The organism is Streptomyces sp. NPDC093260 (assembly GCF_040683715.1).
Lineage (GTDB): Bacteria > Actinomycetota > Actinomycetes > Streptomycetales > Streptomycetaceae > Streptomyces > Streptomyces sennicomposti.
Genome location: NZ_JBFBEK010000006.1, coordinates 14772 through 37131 on the forward strand (window position 1 = coordinate 14772; position 22360 = coordinate 37131).

16 protein-coding genes are annotated in these 22360 nt (G+C 72.4%); 4 read left to right on the forward strand and 12 right to left on the reverse strand.

Annotated elements, in window-relative coordinates; translation table 11 throughout:
- Nucleotides 1-919: 919 nt before the first annotated feature.
- Genes whiA through uvrC form a run of 4 tightly spaced genes read right to left on the reverse strand, consistent with a single transcriptional unit; the run spans nucleotide 920 to nucleotide 6098 of the window.
- Complete coding sequence (gene whiA / locus AB0N63_RS09615) at nucleotides 920-1909, reverse strand: DNA-binding protein WhiA (RefSeq protein ID WP_365526489.1); 990 nt, start codon at nucleotides 1907-1909, stop codon at nucleotides 920-922.
- A complete protein-coding gene (gene yvcK / locus AB0N63_RS09620) occupies nucleotides 1900-2994 on the reverse strand; it encodes a uridine diphosphate-N-acetylglucosamine-binding protein YvcK (protein WP_365526491.1) in 1095 nt (364 codons plus the stop codon). Before yvcK ends, whiA begins: the two co-directional genes overlap by 10 nt.
- A complete protein-coding gene (gene rapZ, locus AB0N63_RS09625) occupies nucleotides 2991-3992 on the reverse strand; it encodes an RNase adapter RapZ (RefSeq protein ID WP_365526493.1) in 1002 nt (333 codons plus the stop codon). Before rapZ ends, yvcK begins: the two co-directional genes overlap by 4 nt.
- 12 nt (nucleotides 3993-4004) lie before the next feature.
- Complete coding sequence (uvrC, locus tag AB0N63_RS09630) at nucleotides 4005-6098, reverse strand: excinuclease ABC subunit UvrC (protein WP_365526495.1); 2094 nt, start codon at nucleotides 6096-6098, stop codon at nucleotides 4005-4007.
- Between the two features lie 373 nt (nucleotides 6099-6471).
- On the opposite strand from uvrC, the gene AB0N63_RS09635 reads away from it, so the two are divergent.
- Nucleotides 6472-7419, forward strand: coding sequence for a hypothetical protein (locus tag AB0N63_RS09635; protein WP_365526498.1), 948 nt, complete (start codon nucleotides 6472-6474; stop codon nucleotides 7417-7419).
- 55 nt (nucleotides 7420-7474) lie between these two features.
- Here AB0N63_RS09635 and AB0N63_RS09640 read toward each other — a convergent pair whose 3' ends face one another.
- Nucleotides 7475-7897, reverse strand: a complete 423-nt coding sequence (locus tag AB0N63_RS09640) for a Rieske (2Fe-2S) protein (protein ID WP_365526501.1) — start codon at nucleotides 7895-7897, stop codon at nucleotides 7475-7477.
- Nucleotides 7898-8141: 244 nt separating this feature from the next.
- Here AB0N63_RS09640 and AB0N63_RS09645 point away from each other — a divergent pair, with 244 nt between their 5' ends.
- Nucleotides 8142-9053, forward strand: coding sequence for a carbohydrate kinase (locus tag AB0N63_RS09645; protein WP_365526504.1), 912 nt, complete (start codon nucleotides 8142-8144; stop codon nucleotides 9051-9053).
- 149 nt (nucleotides 9054-9202) lie between these two features.
- Here AB0N63_RS09645 and uvrA read toward each other — a convergent pair whose 3' ends face one another.
- A complete protein-coding gene (gene uvrA, locus AB0N63_RS09650) occupies nucleotides 9203-12214 on the reverse strand; it encodes an excinuclease ABC subunit UvrA (RefSeq protein ID WP_365526507.1) in 3012 nt (1003 codons plus the stop codon).
- 234 nt (nucleotides 12215-12448) lie between these two features.
- On the opposite strand from uvrA, the gene AB0N63_RS09655 reads away from it, so the two are divergent.
- On the forward strand, nucleotides 12449-13138 hold the full coding sequence (locus AB0N63_RS09655; RefSeq protein ID WP_365526510.1) for a maleylpyruvate isomerase family mycothiol-dependent enzyme: 690 nt from the start codon (nucleotides 12449-12451) through the stop codon (nucleotides 13136-13138).
- Nucleotides 13139-13184: 46 nt separating this feature from the next.
- Complete coding sequence (locus AB0N63_RS09660; protein ID WP_365526513.1) at nucleotides 13185-13841, forward strand: MBL fold metallo-hydrolase; 657 nt, start codon at nucleotides 13185-13187, stop codon at nucleotides 13839-13841.
- Nucleotides 13842-14081: 240 nt separating this feature from the next.
- Here AB0N63_RS09660 and aroQ read toward each other — a convergent pair whose 3' ends face one another.
- The 6 genes from aroQ to uvrB all read right to left on the reverse strand — a co-directional run bounded on the left by aroQ (nucleotide 14082) and on the right by uvrB (nucleotide 22339).
- Nucleotides 14082-14555, reverse strand: a complete 474-nt coding sequence (gene aroQ, locus AB0N63_RS09665; protein ID WP_365526515.1) for a type II 3-dehydroquinate dehydratase — start codon at nucleotides 14553-14555, stop codon at nucleotides 14082-14084.
- A gap of 99 nt (nucleotides 14556-14654) precedes the next feature.
- Nucleotides 14655-15755, reverse strand: a complete 1101-nt coding sequence (locus tag AB0N63_RS09670) for an ionic transporter y4hA (protein ID WP_365526518.1) — start codon at nucleotides 15753-15755, stop codon at nucleotides 14655-14657.
- 181 nt (nucleotides 15756-15936) lie between these two features.
- Complete coding sequence (locus tag AB0N63_RS09675) at nucleotides 15937-16947, reverse strand: TerC family protein (protein WP_365526520.1); 1011 nt, start codon at nucleotides 16945-16947, stop codon at nucleotides 15937-15939.
- 262 nt (nucleotides 16948-17209) lie between these two features.
- Complete coding sequence (locus tag AB0N63_RS09680; protein WP_365526522.1) at nucleotides 17210-19369, reverse strand: TerD family protein; 2160 nt, start codon at nucleotides 19367-19369, stop codon at nucleotides 17210-17212.
- A gap of 83 nt (nucleotides 19370-19452) precedes the next feature.
- Nucleotides 19453-20031 carry a TerD family protein gene (locus AB0N63_RS09685; RefSeq protein ID WP_365526525.1) on the reverse strand — a complete coding sequence of 193 codons (579 nt, stop codon included), beginning with the start codon at nucleotides 20029-20031 and terminating at the stop codon, nucleotides 19453-19455.
- A gap of 151 nt (nucleotides 20032-20182) precedes the next feature.
- The gene (gene uvrB / locus AB0N63_RS09690) at nucleotides 20183-22339 is read right to left on the reverse strand and encodes an excinuclease ABC subunit UvrB (protein WP_365526527.1); all 2157 of its coding nucleotides are present in this window, start codon (nucleotides 22337-22339) and stop codon (nucleotides 20183-20185) included.
- Between the last annotated feature and the right edge of the window lie 21 nt (nucleotides 22340-22360).

The following is a 22360-nucleotide window of genomic DNA, read 5'->3' on the forward strand; positions in this document are numbered from 1 at the left end:
GCGACACCGGCGAGCTGTATTGGGATGTCCCCGACCACCCCCGACCCTACCCCTCCGAGGCCCCCCGGGTGACATTCGGACGCCCCCGGAAAACCGGGGCGCTTCGTACCCGACAGTAGAGATGCGGGGCGCTCGCACGAGCATCCGATTCACTCCTTTTCGCTACGGATGTCGATGGCGGCTTGACCGCATTGGTCACTCTTTCGTGAGCGTGTCGGCTCACATGAGAAGCGGGGTCTCCGCGGCCGTCGTCGGGGCCGTCCGGCGGGCCGCCGACGGGGGTGCGCGGGCGGCCGGAACCGGGCGGTTCGGCGCGGTCCGTGACGGCCGTCCGGCCGCCTCCGACGGCGGCCCGCCGACCGTCCGGTCCGTGCCAGGGGGCGGGTGCCCCGAACAGCACCGACACACGCCTGACTGGTCGAGAAGGGCGGCCGAACGCCGGTGGACGGGGGCCGCACGAGCAGCGGGCGCAGGGCGTGTCGGCGGCGGGGTCGCGGCGTGGCGGATGGCGGGAAAGCGTCCGCGTCCGGCTGTGGGGGTGCCCCTGGCCGATTCCGGCCCGAAGCGGGCCGGGGGCCGTACCTCGGGGACGGGGAGGCACGGGGGGTCCGGGATCGCAGGACACCGGGGATCGACGGGCGCCCGCGGCGGCTGAGGGGCGGGTGGCTCCTGGGCGGGCCCCGTACACGCCGCACAGCGCGGCGAGGTCTCTCCGGCGGACCGGAGAGACCTCGTGGGGCGCCGTAGGACCGTGGGGCCACCCGCGTCGCCGTCGGCCGCGACCGGATCCGACGGGGCGGTGGGCGGCTGTGAGGGCGGGGCCGCCGCCGGTGCGCCGCCCCCGGCCGCAGCCCCACGCGTGGGCGCGGGCCCCGGTGATGCCCCCAGGGCCCGTCGGCCGCGCGGTCCAGGAGCGGACTCAGCCCGCCAGGTTGTCCGCCAGTTCCTCGGAGAGGTTCGCCTCGGTGCTCGGGATGCCGAGGTCGGCGGCGCGCTTGTCGGCCATGGCGAGGAGGCGGCGGATGCGGCCGGCGACGGCGTCCTTGGTCAGCGGCGGGTCGGCGAGCGCGCCCAGCTCCTCCAGGGAGGCCTGCTTGTGCTCCATGCGCAGCCGCCCGGCCGCCGCGAGGTGCTCGGGAACGTCGTCGCCGAGGATCTCCAGCGCCCGCTGGACCCGCGCACCGGCGGCGACCGCGGCGCGGGCCGAGCGGCGCAGGTTGGCGTCGTCGAAGTTGGCCAGCCGGTTCGCCGTGGCGCGCACCTCGCGGCGCATCCGCCGCTCCTCCCAGGCGAGCACCGACTCGTGCGCGCCCAGACGGGTCAACAGGGCGCCGATGGCGTCACCGTCACGGACGACGACCCGGTCCACGCCACGCACCTCGCGGGCCTTGGCCGCGATGGAGAGCCGACGGGCGGCGCCGACGAGGGCGAGCGCGGCCTCCGGGCCGGGGCAGGTCACCTCCAGCGACGACGAGCGGCCCGGCTCGGTGAGCGAACCGTGCGCCAGGAACGCGCCGCGCCACGCGGCCTCGGCATCGCAGGTGGCCCCCGAGACCACCTGCGGGGGCAGCCCCCGGATCGGGCGGCCGCGGCCGTCGACGAGCCCCGTCTGACGGGCCAGCTGGTCGCCGCCGGCGACGACGCGCACGACGTAGCGCGAGCCGCGGCGCAGTCCGCCCGGGGCCATCACGATCAGTTCCGAGCTGTGCCCGAAGATCTCCAGGATGTCCCGCTTGAGGCGTCGGGCCGCCATCGCGGTGTCCAGTTCCGCCTCGATCACGATGCGCCCGCTGACCAGGTGGAGGCCGCCGGCGAACCGCAGAACGGCGGAGACCTCCGCCTTCCTGCAGCAGGTCCGGGTGACGGGGAGCCGGGAGATCTCGTCCTTCACCGCTGCCGTCATCGCCATGGGCCGATCCTTCCATGCATCCGAAAAATACGGTCGTACGCGGCGGCCAGCAGCTCCGGGTCATGCCGCGGAGTTCCGTCCCTCCGGGCCACCGGCGCCAGCTCGACCGCGCCGCCGAACCGCTTGGCGGCCTCGGTGAGGACTTCGCGGTCGGGCACGGCGGCCTCGTCGGCCAGCACCACGTCCAGGGCGAGTTTAGGGGCGTGTCGTCCCAAAACCTCCAAATGACGCTGCGGGGAGAAGCCGTCGGTTTCTCCCGGCTGCGGCGCGAGGTTCAGCGAGAGTACCCGGCGCGCCTTGGTCTCGGTGAGCGCGTCCAGCAGCTCGGGGACCAGCAGGTGCGGGATGACGGAGGAGAACCAGGAGCCGGGGCCGAGCACCACCCAGTCCGCGTCGAGGACCGCCTCGACGGCCTCGGGCACGGCGGGCGGGTCGTTCGGCACGAGGTGCACGGACTGCACCTCCCCCGGGGTGAGCGCGACGGTCGCCTGGCCGCGGACGGTGTCGACGTCGTCGGGCCGCTCCGGGTCGTGGCCCTTGACCAGGGCCTGGAGTTCCAGCGGCACGGCGGACATGGGCAGCACCCGTCCGTGCGCGCCGAGCAGCTTGCCGACCAGGTCCAGCGCCTGGACGTGGTCGCCGAGCTGCTCCCACAGGGCGACGATCAGCAGGTTGCCGACGGCGTGGTCGTGGAGGTCGCCCTGGGAGGTGAAGCGGTGCTGGATGACCCGGGCCCAGGTCTGGCCCCAGTCGTCGTCGCCGCACAGCGCGGCCAGCGCCTTGCGCAGGTCGCCGGGTGGCAGCACACCCAGTTCGTCGCGCAGCCGCCCGCTGGAGCCGCCGTCGTCGGCCACCGTGACGACAGCGGTGAGGTCGCCGGTGATCCGGCGCAGTGCGGCCAGCGAGGCGGACAGGCCCATGCCGCCGCCGAGGGCGACCACCTTGGGCTGTGCGCCCCGGCGGCGCGGGCGGGCGCCCCGGGCCTCGGTGGGGCGGGCCGCGCGGGCCTCGGCCGACTGGCGGGCCGCGCGCGACTCGGGCACCACCCGGCGCAGCCGGCTCAGCCGCGGAGAACGTCCGGTCACTCGCGCCCCATGTCCCGGTGGACGACGACGGTCTCCACACCCTCGGCCGCGAGTCGTGCGGCGAGCTTCTCCGACATGGCGACCGAGCGGTGCTTGCCGCCCGTGCAGCCGATGGCGATGGTCACGTAGCGCTTGCCCTCACGGCGGTAACCGGCCGCGACGAGTCTCAGCAGTTCGGCGTAGCGGTCCAGGAACTCCTTGGCGCCGGGCTGGTTGAAGACGTAGGCGGCGACCTCCTCGTTGACGCCGGTGTAGGGGCGCAGCTCCGGGACCCAGTGCGGGTTGGGCAGGAACCGCATGTCCGCGACCAGGTCGGCGTCGACCGGGAGGCCGTACTTGAAGCCGAAGGACATCACCGTGGCCCGCAGTTCGGGCTCCTCCTCGCCGGCGAACTGGGCGTCCATCTTGGCGCGCAGCTCGTGGACGTTGAGGCTGGAGGTGTCGATCACGAGGTCGGCGTCGCCACGCAGTTCGCGCAGCAGTTCGCGTTCGGCGGCGATGCCGTCCACGATGCGGCCGTCGCCCTGGAGGGGGTGGGGCCGGCGCACCGACTCGAAGCGGCGCACGAGGGCGTCGTCGGAGGACTCCAGGAAGACGATCCGCCGGGTGACGTGCTTGGACTCCAGGTCCGCCAGGGACTCGCGCAGGTTGTCGAAGAAGCGCCGGCCGCGGACGTCGACCACGACCGCGATCCGCGCGACGTTGCCCTGCGAGCGGGCGCCGAGTTCCACCATGGTGGGGATCAGCGCGGGCGGCAGGTTGTCCACGACGAACCAGCCGAGGTCCTCCAGACACTTGGCCGCCGTGGACCGGCCGGCCCCCGACATGCCGGAGATGATCACCAGCTCGGGAATGGCCGTGTCGGGGAAGCCCGCCGTGTCGATGCCCTGACTCACCTGTGCTCCGTGTTCCTGGACCGCGGGCTGCCGCTGGTCCTCGCCTGTTCCGTCATGAGCCTGATCTCGCCCCGTCCCGGGCCGGCTCTCGTGCTCGGTCATGTCCTGCCCCCGTCATTCGTCCGGGGCGCCCGTGGCCACGGGCTCCCCCGCGGCGTCCGGGGTCTTCCCGTGCGCCGTGTCCTGCTCGTCTTCCATGATCTCTCCGGTCGCCGTGTTCACGGCGGGTGCGGCCGGGGCCGCCTGCGCGAGGGCGGCGGCGATCGTCTCGGCCGTCTTCAGGCCTATGCCAGGCACCTCACGGATCTGGTCGATGGTGGCGGACCGCAGTTTCTTCACCGAACCGAAGTGCTTGATCAGCGCGCGTTTGCGGGTCTCGCCCAGGCCGGGGACCTCGTCGAGGGGGCCGGCCCGGAACCGCTTGGCCCGCTTGGTGCGCTGGTAGGTGATGGCGAAGCGGTGGGCCTCGTCGCGGATGCGCTGGAGCAGGTACAGCCCCTCGCTGGTGCGGGGCAGGACCACCGGGTCGTCGTCGCCGGGCAGCCACACCTCCTCCAGGCGCTTGGCCAGGCCGCAGACGGCTATGTCGTCGATGCCGAGTTCGTCCAGCGCCCGCTGCGCGGCGGCGACCTGCGGCTGTCCGCCGTCGACCACGACGAGCTGGGGCGGGTAGGCGAACCGCTTGGGCCGTCCGTCGTCCTCGGTGAGGGCGCCGTCGCCGAGGCCCGGGCCGGCGGGCGGCGAGCCGTCCGGGGCCAGGATCTCGCCGCCGGCGTCCTGACCGTTCTCAACCCACTCGCCGGTCTCCTCCTTCTCGGCCAGGTAGCGCCGGAAGCGGCGGGTGATGACCTCGTGCATGGAGCGGACGTCGTCCTGGCCCTCGAAGCCCTTGATCTGGAAGCGGCGGTACTCGCTCTTGCGTTGCAGGCCGTCCTCGAAGACCACCATGGACGCCACCACGTCATCGCCCTGGAGGTGGGAGATGTCGTAGCACTCGATGCGCAGCGGGGCACTGTCGAGGTCGAGGGCCTCGGCGATCTCCTCCAGGGCGCGCGAGCGGGTGGTCAGGTCGGAGGCGCGCTTGGTCTTGTGCAGGGCGAGTGCCTGCTGCGCGTTGCGCTGCACCGTCTCCATCAGAGCTTTCTTGTCGCCGCGCTGCGGGATGCGCAGCGAGACGCCGGAGCCGCGGCGCTCGGTGAGCCACTGCTGGACGGGTTCGACCGGGTCGGGCAGGGCCGGGACCAGGACCTCCTTGGGGACGGCGTCCCCGCTCTCCTCGCCGTAGAGCTGCTGGAGGGCGTGTTCGACGAGGGCGCCGGTGGTGACCTCCTCGACCTTGTCGGTGACCCAACCGCGCTGGCCGCGCACGCGCCCGCCGCGCACGTGGAAGATCTGGACGGCGGCCTCCAGCTCGTCCTCGGCGACGGCCATGAGGTCGGCGTCGGTCGCGTCGGCGAGCACGACGGCGTTCTTCTCCATGGCCTTCTTCAGGGCGCCGATGTCGTCGCGCAGGCGGGCGGCCCGCTCGTACTCCATCTCCTCGGCCGCCTGCGTCATCCGCTGCTCCAGGCGGCGCAGGTAGGCGCCGGTGCGGCCGGCCATGAAGTCGCAGAACTCCTCGGCCAGATCCCGGTGGTCCTCGGCGGAGATCCGGCCCACGCAGGGGGCGGAGCACTTGCCGATGTAGCCGAGCAGGCAGGGGCGGCCGGTGCGGGCGGCGTTCTTGAAGACGCCGGCCGAGCAGGTGCGCACCGGGAAGACGCGCAGCAGCAGGTCGACGGTGTCACGGATGGCCCACGCGTGCCCGTACGGCCCGAAGTAGCGCACGCCCTTCTTCTTGTGGCCGCGCATGACCTGGACGCGGGGGAACTCCTCGTTCATCGTGACCGCGAGGTAGGGGTAGCTCTTGTCGTCGCGGTACTTGACGTTGAACCGGGGGTCGAACTCCTTGATCCAGGAGTACTCCAGCTGGAGAGCCTCGACCTCCGTGGACACCACGGTCCACTCCACCGACGCGGCGGTGGTGACCATGGTGCGGGTGCGCGGGTGCAGGCCGGCCAGGTCCTGGAAGTAGTTCGCCAGGCGCTGGCGCAGGCTCTTCGCCTTTCCGACGTAGATCACGCGGCGGTGTTCGTCACGGAACCTGTAGACCCCGGGCGAGTCCGGGATGTCTCCCGGCTTGGGGCGGTAGCTGGAGGGGTCGGCCATGTCTCACACCCTACTGGCGGGGACCGACAGCGCGGCGAGCCTGTGGACAACCCGGGTCACGGCGCCGCCGACGGCCGCACTGGCGTGCGACTACCTGCTGTGACCAGCCCTCCTCGCCGGGTGAACGAGCGCGACGGACGGCGGGCGGTGCGGTCGGCCACAGGGGTGCGGACTCGGCCAGGCGGGGGCCGTCGTCGGGTCGCAGGTGTTGTCGGGACTTGGTCAACACGCTTCAATGCGGGGGAAGTCGGGGCCGGGACGGCGCACGGACGTGACGAAGCCCTCCGCCCACGCCGCACGCCGGCCGGTGATCCCGGCGCCCCCGTGCGAACGGACCGGCCGCCCGCCCGCACCTTCACAGAGAGGCCCGTGCATGCCGTACGCCCCCCAGCAGGCGGACGTCGCCACCCCGGAACTGGACTCGGCCCTGCGCGGCGGTCCCTTCCATGTGGCGCTGCGTGCCGCGATCGCCGCCCGCGGGCTGCCGTTGCAGCGTGTGCAGCACCATCTGACGCGCTACGGGGTCAGGGTCGGGGTCACCAGCCTGAGCTACTGGCAGCAGGGCGCCCGCCGCCCGCAGCGCCCCGAGTCGCTGCGGGCCGTGCGCGCCCTGGAGGAGATCCTGCGGCTGCCGGACGAGTCACTGATCCGGCTGCTGGCCGAGACCGGGGAGCAGCCGGCCGGCCGGCGAGCCGCCGCCCGCTCCTACCGCTCCCTGGTCGAGGCGTCGGACGTGCTGCGGGAGCTGCTGGCCGGGCTGGACGCCTCGCCCGGCGACGAGCCGCAGACGCTCGGCCACTACGAGCGGGTGCGGGTGGGGGCGCGCCGAGAGCTGGCGGGGCGCGAGTCGGAGCACATCGTGCGCGCCCACCGGGACGGCGTGGACCGTTTCGTGGCGGTCCACCACGGCGATCCGGGGTGCGCGCCGGAGCGGATGGCCGTGCACGCGCTGGAGAACTGCCGTACCGGACGGGTGCGGTGGCATCACGAGACGGGCGTGCTCGTGGCCGAACTGCTCTTTGACACCCGGCTGCGGGCGGGGGACACCTTCCTGTTCCGCTACGCCGTCGAGGACGGCACCGCCGGGGTGGCACACGAGTACGTGCGGGGGTCCGGCTCGTCGGGCGGGCAGTACGCCCTCCAGGTGCGTTTCGCCGCCGACGCCCTGCCGGTGCGCTGCCACCGGTTCACACAGCAGTCGCCGGCGGCGCCGCGCGGTGGCCGCCAGGACCTGCCGGTGAGCGAGCGGCACCGCTCGGTGCATCTGGTCGAGCCGCGGGTGCGGCCGGGGATGGTGGGGATCGGCTGGGACTGGGAGTGAGCCGTCCGCAGCCGCGGCGAAGGCGGCGCGACGCCGCCCGGGGACGGGCGGTGGATCAGGCGTCCGGGCCCGCGACGACTCTGCCGCCCTCGGCGTGCACCGGCAGCTCCTCCAGCGGCTGGGTGGCCGGGGAGCGCACCACCTCGCCGGTGGTGGCGTCGAACTCACTGCCGTGACAGGGGCAGACCAGGGTGGTGTCCCGCAGCTTGTTGATGGCGCACCCCGCGTGCGTGCAGATCGAGCTGAACGCCTTCAGGGCGCCGTTCGCGTCCCTGCTGACGACCACGTTGCGGTCCCGGTACAGCTTGGCGCCGCCCTTGGGGATCTCACTCTCCGCGCCGAGGTCGACCGGGGCCGTCGGGGCCGAGGGGCCGGCACCGCCGCCCGGGCCGCAGGCGGCGAGTCCCAGCCCGGCGACGGGCGTCAGAGCCGCTCCTCGGATGATCGTACGGCGGCTCGCGGAGGGACGGCCGGTCATGTGGTGCTCCACTGGTCGGGCGGGGTTCGGGCACGCCGACGATACCCACCGCCCAGGGCGCGCACGGGGGCCGGGGGTCCGGGGAGCGCGGGGCCGAAGGTCCCTTCCGTTCTCCCCGGGGGCGACCCCCCTCGCCCCGCCGGGCCGGGCCGCCGTACGGTGCGAGTGCCCCCGCGCGGGCCCGCCGCTCAGTCCGGCGCGCGCCCCGCGGCACCCGCACAGCCCGAGGAAGGAAGTCCCACTCGTGATCGTCGTCGCCGGTGAGGCCCTGATCGACCTGGTTCCACAGGGCGCGGGCGCGCTCGCGGACCTCAAGCCGGCGCTCGGCGGCGGCCCCTACAACACGGCCGTCGCGCTCGGCCGGCTCGGCTCCCCCACGGCCTTCTGCTCCCGCGTCTCCGCGGACGCCTTCGGCGAGGCCCTGCTGGCCGGGCTGCGCCGCGCCGGAGTGGACGTGTCCGGGGTGCAGCGCGGCGCCGAGCCGACCACGCTGGCCGTCGCGACGGTCGGGACCGACGGCTCCGCCGCCTACTCGTTCTACGTCGAGGGCACCGCCGACCGGCTGTTCGAGGCGCCCGCCGGACTGCCTCCGGGCGCCCGCGCGGTGTCCTTCGGCACCTGTTCGCTGGTGCTGGAGCCGGGTGCGAGCGCGTACGAGGAGCTGCTGCGGACCGCCGCCGCCGAGGGCGTGTTCACCGCCCTGGACCCGAACATCCGGGCCGGACTGATCCCGGACGCGGACGCCTACCGCGCGCGCTTTCGCGGCTGGCTGCCCTCGGTGTCGCTGCTCAAGCTCTCCGCGGAGGACGCACGGTGGCTGGGCGGCACGCCACGCGAGTGGCTGGCGGCCGGGCCATCGGCCGTCGTGATCACGCACGGCGGTGACGGGCTGATCGCGTACACCGAGGACGGCGCGGAGTACTCCGTGCCGGGTGAGAAGACCGAGGTGGTGGACACGATCGGCGCTGGCGACACGGTGAACGCCGCGCTGCTGCACGGACTGGCCGCCCTCGGCGCGTTGGACGCGGCGGCCCTCGCGGGGCTGGGGACGGCGGGCTGGACCCGGCTGCTGCGGTTCGCGGCCCGCGCGGCGGCGGTCACCTGTGCGCGGGCGGGTGCGGAACCGCCGTACGCCTCGGAGGTGGGCGAGCTGTAGCCCGGCCCGGGGACGGGCGGGCCCGTGGCTTCAGCGGGCCCGGAGACGGGCCAGGCGTTGTCGCACGCGTCCCGTCGCGCGACGCGGCGCCCCGCGGGAGTCCCACGGGGCGCCGGTCACGCGTGGCGAGGTCGTACGCCTCGCGGGGGTCACGCCTTGCGTGCCCGCGTCGTCTTCTTCGCGGGCGCCTTCTTGGCCGCCGTGCCGTCGGCCGTGCGGGCCGTGGCGGTCCTGCGGGTGGTCGCTGCCGCCGCCACCGCCTTCTTCGCGGTGGCCTTGCGCGGGGCCTTCACCGTCCTCACCGGCTCGGCGTCGCTGATCCGGTCGCCGAGGATGTCCCGCAGGAACTTGCCGGTGTGGCTGGCCGGGACCGCGGCGACCTGCTCGGGCGTGCCCTCGGCGACGACCAGACCGCCGCCCGCGCCGCCCTCCGGGCCCATGTCGACGACCCAGTCAGCGGTCTTGATCACATCGAGGTTGTGCTCGATGACGATGACCGTGTTGCCCTTGTCGACCAGGCCGGACAGGACCTTCAGCAGCTTGCTGATGTCCTCGAAGTGCAGACCGGTGGTCGGCTCGTCCAGCACGTAGACCGTGCGCCCGGTGGAGCGGCGCTGCAGCTCGCTGGCGAGCTTCACGCGCTGCGCCTCACCGCCGGACAGGGTGGTCGCGGACTGGCCGAGGCGGACATAGCCCAGGCCGACGTCCTTGAGGGTCTTCAGGTGCCGGGCGATAGCCGGGACCGCCTCGAAGAAGTCGGTTGCCTCCTCGATGGGCATGTTCAGCACATCGGCGATGGACTTGCCCTTGTAGTGGACCTCCAGGGTCTCCCGGTTGTACCGGGCGCCGTGGCAGACCTCGCACGGGACGTAGACGTCCGGGAGGAAGTTCATCTCGATCTTGATGGTGCCGTCGCCCGCGCAGTTCTCGCAGCGGCCGCCCTTGACGTTGAAGGAGAAGCGGCCGGGCTGGTAGCCGCGGACCTTCGCCTCGGTGGTCTCGGCGAACAGCTTGCGGATGTGGTCGAAGACGCCGGTGTACGTCGCCGGGTTGGACCGCGGGGTGCGGCCGATGGGCGACTGGTCGACATGCACGACCTTGTCCACGAGGTCGTCGCCGTCCACGCGCGTGTGCCGCCCGGGCACGTTGCGCGCGCCGTTCAGCTCGCGGGCCAGGTGCGTGTACAGGATGTCGTTGACCAGGGTCGACTTCCCGGAGCCGGACACGCCGGTGACGGCCGTGAAGACGCCGAGCGGGAAGGAGACGTCGATGTCCTGGAGGTTGTTCTCCCGGGCGCCGCGCACCGTGAGCTGCCGGGACGGGTCGAGCGGGCGCCGCACGTCGGGCAGCGGGATCGACTTCTTGCCCGAGAGGTACTGCCCGGTCTGCGACTCGGCGTTGGCCAGCAGTTCCTTGAGGGAGCCGCTGTGCACGACCTTGCCGCCGTGCTCGCCGGCGCCGGGGCCGATGTCGACGACCCAGTCGGCGACCTTGATGGTGTCCTCGTCGTGCTCCACGACGATGAGCGTGTTGCCCATGTCGCGCAGCCGTACCAGGGTCTCGATCAGGCGGTGGTTGTCGCGCTGGTGCAGGCCGATGGACGGCTCGTCCAGCACGTACAGGACGCCGACCAGGCCGGAGCCGATCTGGGTGGCCAGGCGGATGCGCTGGGCCTCGCCGCCGGAGAGGGTGCCGGCCGCACGGTTCAGCGACAGGTAGTCGAGGCCGACGTCGACCAGGAAGCGCAGCCGCTCGTTGACCTCCTTGAGCACGCGCTCGGCGATCTTCTTGTCGCGGGCTGTCAGCTTCAGCTCGCCGAGGAAGTCGGCGCAGTCGCTGATCGACATGGCGGAGATCTCGGCGATGGACTTGCCCATCAGCGTGACCGCGAGGACCACGGGCTTGAGGCGGGTGCCCTGACAGGTGGGGCAGGGCACCTCGCGCATATAGCCCTCGAAGCGCTCGCGGCTGGCGTCGCTCTCGGCCTCGCTGTGCCGGCGCTTGACGAAGGGGACCGCGCCCTCGAACGGCGTGGTGTACACCCGCTCGCGCCCGTACCGGTTGCGGTAGCGGACCTCGATCTGCGTCTTGTGGCCGTACAGCAGGGCCTTCTTGGCGCGCTGGGGCAGGCCCGCGAAGGGGATGTCGGTGCGGAAGCCGAGCGCGTCGGCGAGGGCGCCGATCAGCCGGCCGAAGTAGTCCTTGGTGTGCCCGTGCGACCAGGGGTGGATGGCGCCCTCGTCGAGGGACTTGTCCTCGTCGGGGACGATCAGCTCCGGGTCGACCTCCATGCGCGTGCCGATTCCGGTGCACTCGGGGCAGGCGCCGAAGGGCGAGTTGAAGGAGAAGGAGCGGGGCTCCAGCTCCTCGAAGGACAGGTCGTCGTACGGGCAGTACAGGTGCTCGGAGAACATGCGCTCGCGCTCGGGGTCGTCCTCGGGGAGGTCGACGAAGTCGAGCACGACCATGCCGCCCGACAGGCCGAGGGCGGTCTCGACGGAGTCGGTGAGGCGGCGCTTGGCCGAGTCCTTGACGGTGAGGCGGTCCACGACCACCTCGATGGTGTGCTTCTCCTGCTTCTTCAGCGTGGGCGGGTTGGACAGCTGGACGGTCTCGCCGTCCACGCGCGCGCGGGAGTAGCCCTTGGTCTGGAGGTCGGCGAACAGGTCCACGAACTCGCCCTTGCGCTCGCGCACCAACGGCGAGAGCACCTGGAAGCGGCTGCCCTCGGGCAGCTCCAGGACCCGGTCGACGATGGCCTGCGGCGACTGGCGGGAGATCGGCCGGCCGCACTCGGGGCAGTGCGGCTTGCCGATGCGGGCGAACAGCAGCCGCAGGTAGTCGTAGACCTCGGTGATGGTGCCGACCGTCGAGCGCGGGTTGCGCGAGGTCGACTTCTGGTCGATGGAGACCGCCGGGGAGAGGCCCTCGATGAAGTCGACGTCCGGCTTGTCCATCTGGCCGAGGAACTGCCGGGCGTAGGACGAGAGCGACTCCACGTAGCGCCGCTGGCCCTCGGCGAAGATCGTGTCGAAGGCCAGGGAGGACTTGCCCGACCCGGACAGGCCCGTGAAGACGATGAGCGAGTCACGAGGCAGGTCGAGCGAGACGTTCTTCAGGTTGTGCTCGCGCGCGCCACGGACGATGAGACGGTCGGCCACGCCGGTCCGCACCTTTCTTGAGAGAAGTGACAGGGGCGGGGCCCCCGTGCTTCTTCAGACTAGGGGGAGCCACTGACAACGCCGGGTGGATTTCCCGGATGCGCCCGAGTACCCAACAATCCCCGGCTCTCCAGCATGCCCGACGCCGCACCCGACCATATAGCACGTGCATTCGATTTACGGCCGGGTGCAGCCTCCTTCACCCGAAGGAGTGGCGCGGCTAGGGTCGGCGCCATGATTGATCACGCGCGCGACCTGGAGTCTGTACAACTCGCCACCGAACGACTGCTGAGCGCAGTCGGCGAACTGGACAACGCGGCTGTGACCGACCAGTCACGTCTGCCCGGCTGGACCCGTGGCCATGTCCTCGCCCACCTCGCCCGCAACGCGGAGGCGCTCGTGAACGTCCTGGAGGGCCGCCCCATGTACGCCTCCGCCGGCGACCGGGACGCGGACATCGAGCGCGGAGCCCCGCGCCCCCTGGACGCACAGCTCGCCGACCTGCGGGCGAGCGCGGACCGGTTCCGGGCGGCGGGCGCCGCGCCGGCCGACTGGTCCCGCACCGTCGAGCTGCGCAACGGCGTCACCGACTCCGCGTCACGGGTGCCGTTCCGGCGCTGGGTGGAGGTGGAACTGCACCATGTGGACCTCGGGATCGGCTACGAGCTGGAGGACCTGCCGACGGAGTTCACGCAGCGGGAGATCGACTTCCTGGCCGAGCGGTTCGCCGGGCACGAGGACGTGCCGTCGACTGAGCTGCGGACCGAGAACGGCCGGATCCGGATCACCGGCGGCGGCGCCGAGGGCGGCCCGGTCGCGGTGGAGGGGACGGCCGCCGATCTGCTCGGCTGGCTCGCGGGCCGGCGTGACGGGTCCGGCCTCGTCGTGAAGGGGGGTCCGCTGCCGTCCCTGCCGCCGCTGTAGCCCGCGAACAGCACCTGGAGCGGCCTGCGGCGATAGGCTGACGGCCATGACGTACAGCGGAGAGGTGCGGGTCGGCGGCCCTGCGGACGTGCATGAGCTGAAGGACCTGATGATCACCAAGATCGCGGTCGGTCCGATGGACAACAACGCCTATCTGCTGCGCTGCCGGGCCACGGACGAGCAGCTGCTGATCGACGCGGCCGCCGAGGCGCACGCACTGCTCGGCACGATCGGCGACGACGGCATCGCCTCGGTCGTCACCACGCACCGGCACGGCGACCACTGGCGGGCGCTGGCCGAGGTGGTGGCGGCCACCGGGGCGCGCACCTACGCGGGCCGCGAGGACGCCGAGGGGATCCCGGTACCGACCGACGTCCTGGTGGACGACGGGGACACGATCCGGGTCGGACAGGTGGAACTCACCGCCCGCCATCTGGTCGGCCACACCCCCGGCTCGATCGCGCTCGTCTACGACGACCCGCACGGCCACCCGCACGTGTTCACGGGCGACTGCCTCTTCCCGGGGGGCGTCGGCAACACGCGCAGGGACCCGAAGGCGTTCGCGAGCCTGATCCGCGACGTCGAGACGAAGATCTTCGACGCCCTGCCGGACGAGACCTGGGTCTATCCCGGTCACGGCAACGACACCACACTGGGCGCGGAGCGCCCGCACCTGCCGGAGTGGCACGCGCGCGGGTGGTGAGCGCGCCCGGGCGGTGAGGCCCGTGCCCGGGGGCGTGCGGGGGCGCTCGACACGGGGGCGCCCGCACACCCCGTGTGAAGGTCCCGCACGCGCCGGTCGTACGCGCGCGCTCCCCGCTGCGCCGCCCGCGCGGTGAACTGGGGTCTGTCCGCGCAGGTCGACGGCCCTGCGCGGCGCGAGCCCCGGGCCGCCGCGGCCTCGTTCCCCGCCCTCGGTCGACGGCCCGGGCCCGCCTCGTCCCTACGCGTCCGCCTGTGCCGCTCCGGCCAGCGCCGCCACCCGCTCCACCGCGAACGCGTACCCCTGCACCCCGCAGCCCGCGATGACGCCGTCGGCGCGCAGCGAGACATAGGAGTGGTGGCGGAAGGTCTCGCGGCGGTGGACGTTGGAGATGTGGACCTCCACGACGGGCAGGCCGTCGCAGGCGTTGAGCGCGTCCAGGATCGCCACGGAGGTGTGCGAGTAGGCGGCCGGGTTGATCACGATGCCGCAGTGGTTCAGCCGCGCCTCGTGGATCCAGTCGATGAGTTCGCCCTCGTGGTTGGACTGCCGGAAGTCCACGGTACCGCCGTGCGCGGCCGCCGCCTCGGCGCAGAGGGCCTCGATGTCCGCGAGGGTGTCGGAACCGTAGATCTCCGGCTGCCGCTGGCCGAGCAGGTTCAGGTTGGGGCCGTTGAGAATCATGATCGGGGCGCTGGCCAGGGTGCGGGGCACGGTTCCTCCATGTCCGTTCGGGCGTACGGCGGCCGCCGGGACCGCTGCTCGCACCCGGTCTATCACGGTGCGCCGACCGCCCCGCGGGCGCGGGAACGCCTACGGGTTGACGGCCAGTTCCAGATAGGCCGCGAAGATCACCAGATGGACGCCGCCCTGGAGGGGGGTTGCGCGGCCCGGCACCACGGTCAGCGAGCCGACCACCACCGTGAGCAGGAGCAGCAGCATATGGGTGGAGCCGAGGCCGAGCACCAGCGGTCCGGGGAGCCATACCGAGGCCAGGGCGACGGCCGGGATGGTCAGGCCGATGCTGGCCATGGCGGAGCCCAGGGCGAGGTTGAGGCTGGTCTGCATCCGGTCGCGCCGGGCGGAGCGCAGCGCGGCGATGGTCTCGGGCAGCAGCACCAGCAGCGCGATGATGACACCGACCACGGCGTGGTGCAGTCCGGCCGCGGCCACTCCGGACTCGATGGTCGGCGAGACGCTCTTGGCGAGCCCGACGACGCCGACCAGGGCGAGGCCGAGCAGTCCCAGGCTGGTCCAGGCCGTGCGCGCCGAGGGGCTAGCCACGTGGTGGTCGGAGGTGATCACATCTCCCTGCCGGGTGATCGGCAGGAAGTAGTCGCGGTGCCGCACGGTCAGGGTGGCCACGAACAGGCCGTAGAGGATCAGTGAGGACAGGGCCGCGAAGGTGAGCTGGACGCCGGAGAACTCGGGGCCGGGCTTGCTGGTGGTGAACGTCGGCAGGACCAGGCTGAGGGTGGCCAGGGTCGCCACGGTGCCGAGTGCGGCGATGGTGCCCTCGGCGTTGAAGACCGCCGTGCCGTGCCGCATCGAGGCGACGAGGAGGCACAGTCCGATCACGCCGTTGCAGGTGATCATCACCGCCGCGAAGACCGTGTCCCTGGCCAGGGTGGCGCTCTTGTCGCCGCCGTCGACCATGAGGGTCACGATCAGGGCGACCTCGATGACGGTGACGGCGACGGCGAGGACCAGGGAGCCGAAGGGTTCGCCGACCCGGTGGGCGACCACTTCCGCGTGGTGCACGGCCGCCAGTACCGAGCCGGCCAGCACCGCGGTGACCAGGACGACGACGGCGACGGGCAGGCTGCGTCCCCAGGTGAGTGCCAGCAGGACGACCGCGAGCACCGGCACGGCGGTCGTCCACGCCCTCATGAGCGTCCTGAGCCGCGTGATCATGCTGCGATCGTCGCAGAGGGCCGGTGGGTTCGCATTCCGGCCGCCGCCCGGCGGCGGAGGCCCCGCGCCGTCGGGTCGCGGGGACCGGTGACCGCCGGCCGCGGAGCGGGGCGGCCCGTGGCCGATGCGCGACGAGGGCCCGTGGCCGGCGCGGGGCGGCAGCGAGAGTTTTTTCCGGTGGTCAGGTATGGGTGCTCTCCTTCGTGGCGCTGTCGCCCCGGCCGTCCGCCACCTCCTCCGTCGCGGACTGCTTCCTGGTGGCCAGCAGGCTGGTGACCGTGGTGACGGCCAGGACCGCGCAGATCACGCCGAGGGAGACGGCGGTGCTGATCTCCGGGACCTGCACACCGGACTCGTGCAGCGCGTGCAGCACCAGCTTGACGCCGATGAAGCCGAGGATCACCGACAGGCCGTACGACAGGTGGACCAGCTTCTTCAGCAGGCCGCCGATCAGGAAGTACAGCTGCCTGAGACCCATCAGGGCGAAGGCGTTGGCGGTGAAGACGATGTACGGGTCCTGGGTCAGGCCGAAGATGGCGGGGATGGAATCGAGGGCGAAGAGCACGTCGGTGGTGCCGATCGCGAGCATGACCACCAGCATCGGGGTCATCACGCGCTTGCCGTTCTCCCGGATCCACAGTTTGGTGCCGTGGTACCGGTCGGCCACGCCGAAGCGGCGCTCGGCGGCCTTGAGCAGCTTGTTCTCCTCGAACTCCTCGTCCTCCGGGTCCGAGCCGGTCCTGGCCTCCTGGATCAGCTTCCACGCGGTCCATATCAGGAAGGCGCCGAAGAGGTAGAACACCCACGAGAAGTTCGCGAGGACGGCGGCTCCGGCCGCGATGAACGCGGCCCGCAGGACCAGGGCTATGAGAACGCCGATCAGCAGCACGCGCTGCTGGTAGTGCGACGGCACCGCGAACTTCGCCATGATCAGGACGAAGACGAAGAGGTTGTCGACACTGAGCGACTTCTCGGTGATGAAGCCGGCGAAGAACTCGCCGGCCGGCCGGCCGCCCGCGAAGACGAGCAGACCGAGCCCGAAGAGGCCGGCCAGGGTGATCCAGACGACGGTCCAGATCCCGGCCTCCTTGAGGGACACGTCGTGGGGCTTGCGGCCGATGAAGAAGTCGACCGCGATCAGGGCGGCCAGGCCGACGATGGTCAGGACCCACAGGGTCTTCGAGACATCCATTGCGCCTCCGGCAGGTGCGTACGTCATGGCAGATGTGTCAGCGGCGTCGCTGCCGGAGGTCTCTTCCACCCGGAGTACGGGCCGGCGCCCCGGGATCCGGTGGGATCCGTATTGACGGGTGCGCCGCAGCAGATGGGAGTACTCCCCTCCGTACGGAAACAGTACCCCAATCACCAAGGATTGGTAAAGAAAAAGGCAAGGGAAAGGACAAGTGCGCAGCTCAGAGGCACTTTACTTACCCTTGGTGCACGACTGCCCGCGGTCAGCGACCCAGGTCACGGCGGGCGGCGGCGACCTGGGCGAGCACCTGCCGCAGCACCTGGCTGCCCTCTGGGACCCGGGGCGGCCGGTACGTCCACGCGTGCCCGACCCAGGGGTCGGCGAGGTGGTCGTCGGGGACCGGCGTCAGCCGCAGCAGCGAGCGCCACAGCGGATCCAGCAGCGGGCCGTAGCCGCTGGCGTCCTCCCGCGCGGCGACCATCATCAGATGGACGCCGACGGACGGGCCCTCGTCCGCCAGGTAGCGCAGCCGGGTCACCGCGCGGTCGTCGAAGCCGTGCGGGAAGTCGTTGACGATCAGCAGCTGCTCGGACGTGTCGTAGCCCGGCGGCAGCGCGTCGGACGCGCCGCCGCGCAGCGCCATCTGCACCAGGTCCACCCGCGAGGTCAGCCGGCTCAGGACGTCCTCGACGCCCGCCGCGCCGCGGGCGGGCGGTCCCGCGAGCACACCGGTGTCCACCAGCGGCACGAGCGCCCGCGCGGCGGAACCGGCCGGATCGATGACGTGCACGCCGAACTCGCCCGCCGGGTACACGGCGAGCAGCCGGGCGGCCAGCGACACGGCCGTCTCCATCGCCAGGTGACGCGGGTCGGCCCCGCCGGCGGAGGTGTCGTCGAAGCCTGCCAAGCCGCCGCTGTCGATCCACAGGCCGCGCTCCAGCGGCAGCCGCAGCAGCATCGGGATGCGCAGGTCGGGGGCCTCCGGCAGGTGGAGATCGCCGAGACGGGTGGCCATCGGGATCTCCATGGGCACCCGGTAGCCGTGCCAGACGGGGTTGTCCCAGCCGGCGTAGGCCGGCGGCAGGGCGGGCTCCACCACCCCCGACTCGGCGGCCAGCTGGGCCAGGTCGCGGTCTAGGACCTCCCTGGCCCTCTCGACCAGCTCCGAGTGGCGGGCGCGGGCCGCCTCCCGTGCGGCCTCGTTCTGTCCCCCGATCCGGCTGCGCGGGTCGGACAGGGCCTCGTCCAGCTCCTTCTCCCTGCGCGAGTCGGCGAAGTCGACGGCGCTGCGGTATGCGGCCACGGTCCGGGCCAGGTCCTCGAACATGCCCCAGACCTGGTTGTAGAGCCGTTCGTCCATGGACCAGCCCGCCGCGTCACCGGCGACCGGCTGCGCGGGCCTGCCGGGCGGGGCCTGCGGGGGCGGGGGCGGAGCGGTCGTCCGCCGCCGCGGGTGGTTGTAGTCGATCCCGCCCGTGGTGCCCGCCGAGCCACCGGCCGCCCCGCCCGTGTCCGGCGCGGCGGGGCCGCCCGGGACGGACGGCGGTGTGGTGCCGTCCGCCGGGCGGGAGGGATGCGGGGCGGCGCCGTCCGGGTGGATCGGCTGCTGCGGCGGTACCGAGTGGGCCGCGCCGTCGGCGCCCTGGCCGTCGTACGGCGACCCCGGCTGGGCCGGCACCGCCGGGCCCCCCAGTGGGGGTGCGGCGGCGGTCTGCGCCGGGGTGGTTCCGTCGGGCCGGGCCGGCTGCGGGGCCGTCGGCGCGGTGCGGGCCGGCTGCGGGGCCGCGGGGGCGGTCCGGTCGGAGGCGGCCGGCCGGGGCGGACGGCCGGGGTCCGCCGGCTGCGGCGGCGGGGCCGACACCGAGCGGGCCATGCCCTGGGCCACCGCCTCCTCGATGGTGCGCGCCAACAGGTGCGCCTCGGCCAGGCCCTGGTCGGTCAGGAGTTCGACGAGGCCGCCGGCGTAGCCCTGGCCGACCGCGCGGACCTTCCAGGCGCCTTGCCGGCGGTACAGCTCCAGGGCGATCACGGCCGACTCGGCGTCCAGGCCGGTGAGGGTGTAGTCGGCGAGCGCGGTGCCGGACAGGCCGGTGACCGCGACGAAGGGCGCGGCGACCGCGCCGAACCGGGCCGGGGCGCCCGGGCCGCCGGGCAGGGCGAGCAGCACGTCGACGCGGTGCACGGTCTCGGGCAGCGCGGCCAGGTCGACGGCGAGCCGGTGCTCGGCGGCGGCCTGACGGGGGACTTCGAGTCCGGGCAGGGCGGGGGCGCCGGGATGGGCGACCCGGTCGGCGCCGCTCACCCTGCCGTCCTCTCCGACGGCCGTCAGGGCGGCCACGACCGGTGTGCCGGCCGAGACCCGGACTTCGAGGCGGACCTCGGAGAGCGGGTGGTTCTGCCCCCGCACCAGCTCGGCCGTCATCGCCTTCTCCCCCTGTTGTGCTGTGCTGCTCGTGCTCTGATGCGCCGTGCCGCTCGCCGCGGCGTCCTGCGAAGGTGCGCGTCCTACAGGTGCGGCCAGATCGCCGGCATCAGGTCCTGGAAGGTGCGGCCGTTGGCCGGGACGCCGAGAGCCGTCATGGACCAGCCGGTCCCCGCGCGGTGCACCTTGGCCATCACCTGGGCGGTGTAGTCGCCGCCGCCGGCCAGGGTGTAGCGGGCCAGCTCCTGGCCGTTGGTCTCGTCCACCAGCCGGCAGAAGGCGTTCTGCACCTCCTGGAAGGTCTGCCCCGTGAAGGAGTTCACGGTGAAGACGATCTGGTCGATGTGCACCGGGACCCGCTGGAGGTCGACGAGGATGGCCTCGTCGTCGCCGCCCTGGCCGACACCGCCGACCAGGTTGTCGCCGGTGTGGCGCACGGAGCCGTCGTCGCTCACCAGGTGGCGGAAGAAGACCACGTCGACCGGCTCCTTGCCGGCGAAGAGCACGGCGGAGGCGTCGAGGTCGATCTCCCGCGTGCGCGAGCCGAACAGACCCCGGCGCGGGGCCGCCTGCCAGCCGAGACCCATACGGACCGCACTCAGGCTGCCCCCGTCGTTCTTCTGCAGACTGATGGCCTGACCCTTGGTCAAGTTGACGGTCACGGCTGTTTCCCCTCTCGGACTACTCCCCGGTTGCCGCGAAGTGCGCGGTTGACCAGCACCCTACGCAGAGGCCCGCACCGCGCCGGAGCCGGTCCGCACTTTGTGTCGGTCTTGCAACACAGCGCGTACCAGGGTGTGCCGGGCCGCCGGCTCAGGCCAGGCCGGCCTCCCGCATCTGGCGCAGTTCCTTCTTCATCTCCGAGACCTCGTCGCGCAGCCGGGCCGCGACCTCGAACTGCAGCTCGGCCGCGGCGGCACGCATCCGCTCGGTCATCTGCTCGATCTGCTCGGCGAGCTGGGCCGCGGGACGGTCGGTCGGCACGGTCTCCGCCGCCCTGCCCTTGGCGGCCTTCCCGGCCTTGGCGCCCTTGCCGCCCTTGACCGTCTGGTCGCCGAGGGCGGGCACAGGCGCCTTGGCGCCCTTGCCGTCCTTGGTCTTGCGGTAGCCGGTGCCGAGCAGCTGTTCGGTGTCGACCTCCTCGCGGGCGATCTGCGCGACGATGTCGTTGATCTTCTTGCGCAGCGGCTGCGGGTCGATGCCGTTCGCCTTGTTGTAGGCGATCTGCCTCTCCCGGCGGCGGTTGGTCTCGTCGATGGCCTTCTCCATCGCCGGGGTGATCTTGTCGGCGTACATGTGGACCTGGCCGGAGACGTTGCGCGCCGCGCGGCCGATGGTCTGGATGAGCGAGGTGCCGGAGCGCAGGAAGCCCTCCTTGTCGGCGTCGAGGATGGCCACCAGGGACACCTCGGGCAGGTCGAGGCCCTCGCGCAGCAGGTTGATGCCGACCAGGACGTCGTACTCGCCGGAGCGCAGTTCGCGCAGCAGCTCGATGCGACGCAGGGTGTCGACGTCGCTGTGCAGGTAGCGCACCTGGATGCCCAGTTCCAGGAAGTAGTCCGTGAGGTCCTCGGCCATCTTCTTGGTGAGCGTGGTGACCAGGACGCGCTCGTCCTTCTCGGTGCGCGCGCGGATCTCGTGCACCAGGTCGTCGATCTGGCCCTCGGTGGGCTTGACGACGACCTCGGGGTCGACCAGGCCGGTGGGGCGGATGATCTGCTCGACCTGGCCGTCGGAGCGGGACAGCTCGTACTGGCCGGGGGTGGCGGACAGGTACACCGTCTGGCCGATGCGCTCCTGGAACTCCTCCCACTTCAGCGGGCGGTTGTCCAGGGCGGAGGGCAGCCGGAAGCCGTGCTCGACCAGGGTGCGCTTGCGGGAGGCGTCGCCCTCGTACATCGCGCCGATCTGGGGGACGGTGACGTGCGACTCGTCGATGACGAGCAGGAAGTCGTCCGGGAAGTAGTCGAGCAGGGTGTTGGGCGGGGTGCCGGGGGCGCGGTCGTCGAAGTGCATCGAGTAGTTCTCCACGCCGGAGCAGGTGCCGATCTGGCGGAGCATCTCGATGTCGTAGGTGGTGCGCATGCGCAGCCGCTGCGCCTCAAGCAGCTTGCCCTGTCTCTCCAGCTCGGTCAGCCGCTCGCCCAGCTCCTTCTCGATGCCGTTGACCGCGCGCTCCATGCGCTCGGGGCCGGCGACGTAGTGGGAGGCGGGGAAGACGTACAGCTGCTGGTCGTCGCTGATGATCTCGCCGGTGAGCGGGTGCAGGGTGGACAGCGCCTCGATCTCGTCGCCGAACATCTCGATCCGGACGGCCAGCTCCTCGTAGACCGGGAAGATCTCGATCGTGTCGCCGCGGACCCGGAAGGTGCCCCGGCTGAAGGCGAGGTCGTTGCGCGTGTACTGGATGTCGACGAAGCGGCGCAGCAGCTCGTCGCGGTCGACCTCGTCGCCGACGCGGAGCGGGACCATGCGGTCGACGTACTCCTGCGGAGTACCCAGGCCGTAGATGCACGAGACGGAGGCGACCACGACGACGTCGCGGCGGGTGAGCAGCGAGTTGGTCGCGGAATGGCGCAGCCGCTCGACCTCCTCGTTGATCGAGGAGTCCTTCTCGATGTAGGTGTCCGACTGCGGGACGTAGGCCTCAGGCTGGTAGTAGTCGTAGTACGAGACGAAGTACTCGACGGCGTTGTTGGGCAGCAGCTCGCGGAACTCGTTCGCCAGCTGGGCGGCGAGCGTCTTGTTCGGCGCCATCACCAGGGTCGGGCGCTGGAGCTTCTCGATCATCCACGCGGTGGTGGCGGACTTGCCGGTGCCGGTGGCGCCGAGCAGGACGACGTCCTTCTCGCCTGCCTGGATCCGCCGGGCGAGTTCGGCGATGGCCTGCGGCTGGTCGCCGCTGGGCTGGTAGGGGCTGACGACCTCGAAGGGCGCCACCGTGCGTTCGATCTGGGAAACGGGCCGCATGCCATCAACCGTACGACCCGC

What these genes read in the sequence shown, in the direction of transcription:
- whiA (WP_365526489.1), bottom strand. Translation starts at nt 1,909, where the DNA reads ATGGCGATGACGGCAGCGGTGAAGGACGAGATCTCCCGGCTCCCCGTC.
- rapZ (WP_365526493.1), bottom strand. Translation starts at nt 3,992, where the DNA reads ATGACCGAGCACGAGAGCCGGCCCGGGACGGGGCGAGATCAGGCTCAT.
- uvrC (WP_365526495.1), bottom strand. Translation starts at nt 6,098, where the DNA reads ATGGCCGACCCCTCCAGCTACCGCCCCAAGCCGGGAGACATCCCGGAC.
- AB0N63_RS09635 (WP_365526498.1), top strand. Translation starts at nt 6,472, where the DNA reads ATGCCGTACGCCCCCCAGCAGGCGGACGTCGCCACCCCGGAACTGGAC.
- AB0N63_RS09640 (WP_365526501.1), bottom strand. Translation starts at nt 7,897, where the DNA reads ATGACCGGCCGTCCCTCCGCGAGCCGCCGTACGATCATCCGAGGAGCG.
- AB0N63_RS09655 (WP_365526510.1), top strand. Translation starts at nt 12,449, where the DNA reads ATGATTGATCACGCGCGCGACCTGGAGTCTGTACAACTCGCCACCGAA.
- AB0N63_RS09660 (WP_365526513.1), top strand. Translation starts at nt 13,185, where the DNA reads ATGACGTACAGCGGAGAGGTGCGGGTCGGCGGCCCTGCGGACGTGCAT.
- AB0N63_RS09670 (WP_365526518.1), bottom strand. Translation starts at nt 15,755, where the DNA reads ATGATCACGCGGCTCAGGACGCTCATGAGGGCGTGGACGACCGCCGTG.
- AB0N63_RS09675 (WP_365526520.1), bottom strand. Translation starts at nt 16,947, where the DNA reads ATGGATGTCTCGAAGACCCTGTGGGTCCTGACCATCGTCGGCCTGGCC.
- AB0N63_RS09680 (WP_365526522.1), bottom strand. Translation starts at nt 19,369, where the DNA reads ATGACGGCCGAGCTGGTGCGGGGGCAGAACCACCCGCTCTCCGAGGTC.
- uvrB (WP_365526527.1), bottom strand. Translation starts at nt 22,339, where the DNA reads ATGCGGCCCGTTTCCCAGATCGAACGCACGGTGGCGCCCTTCGAGGTC.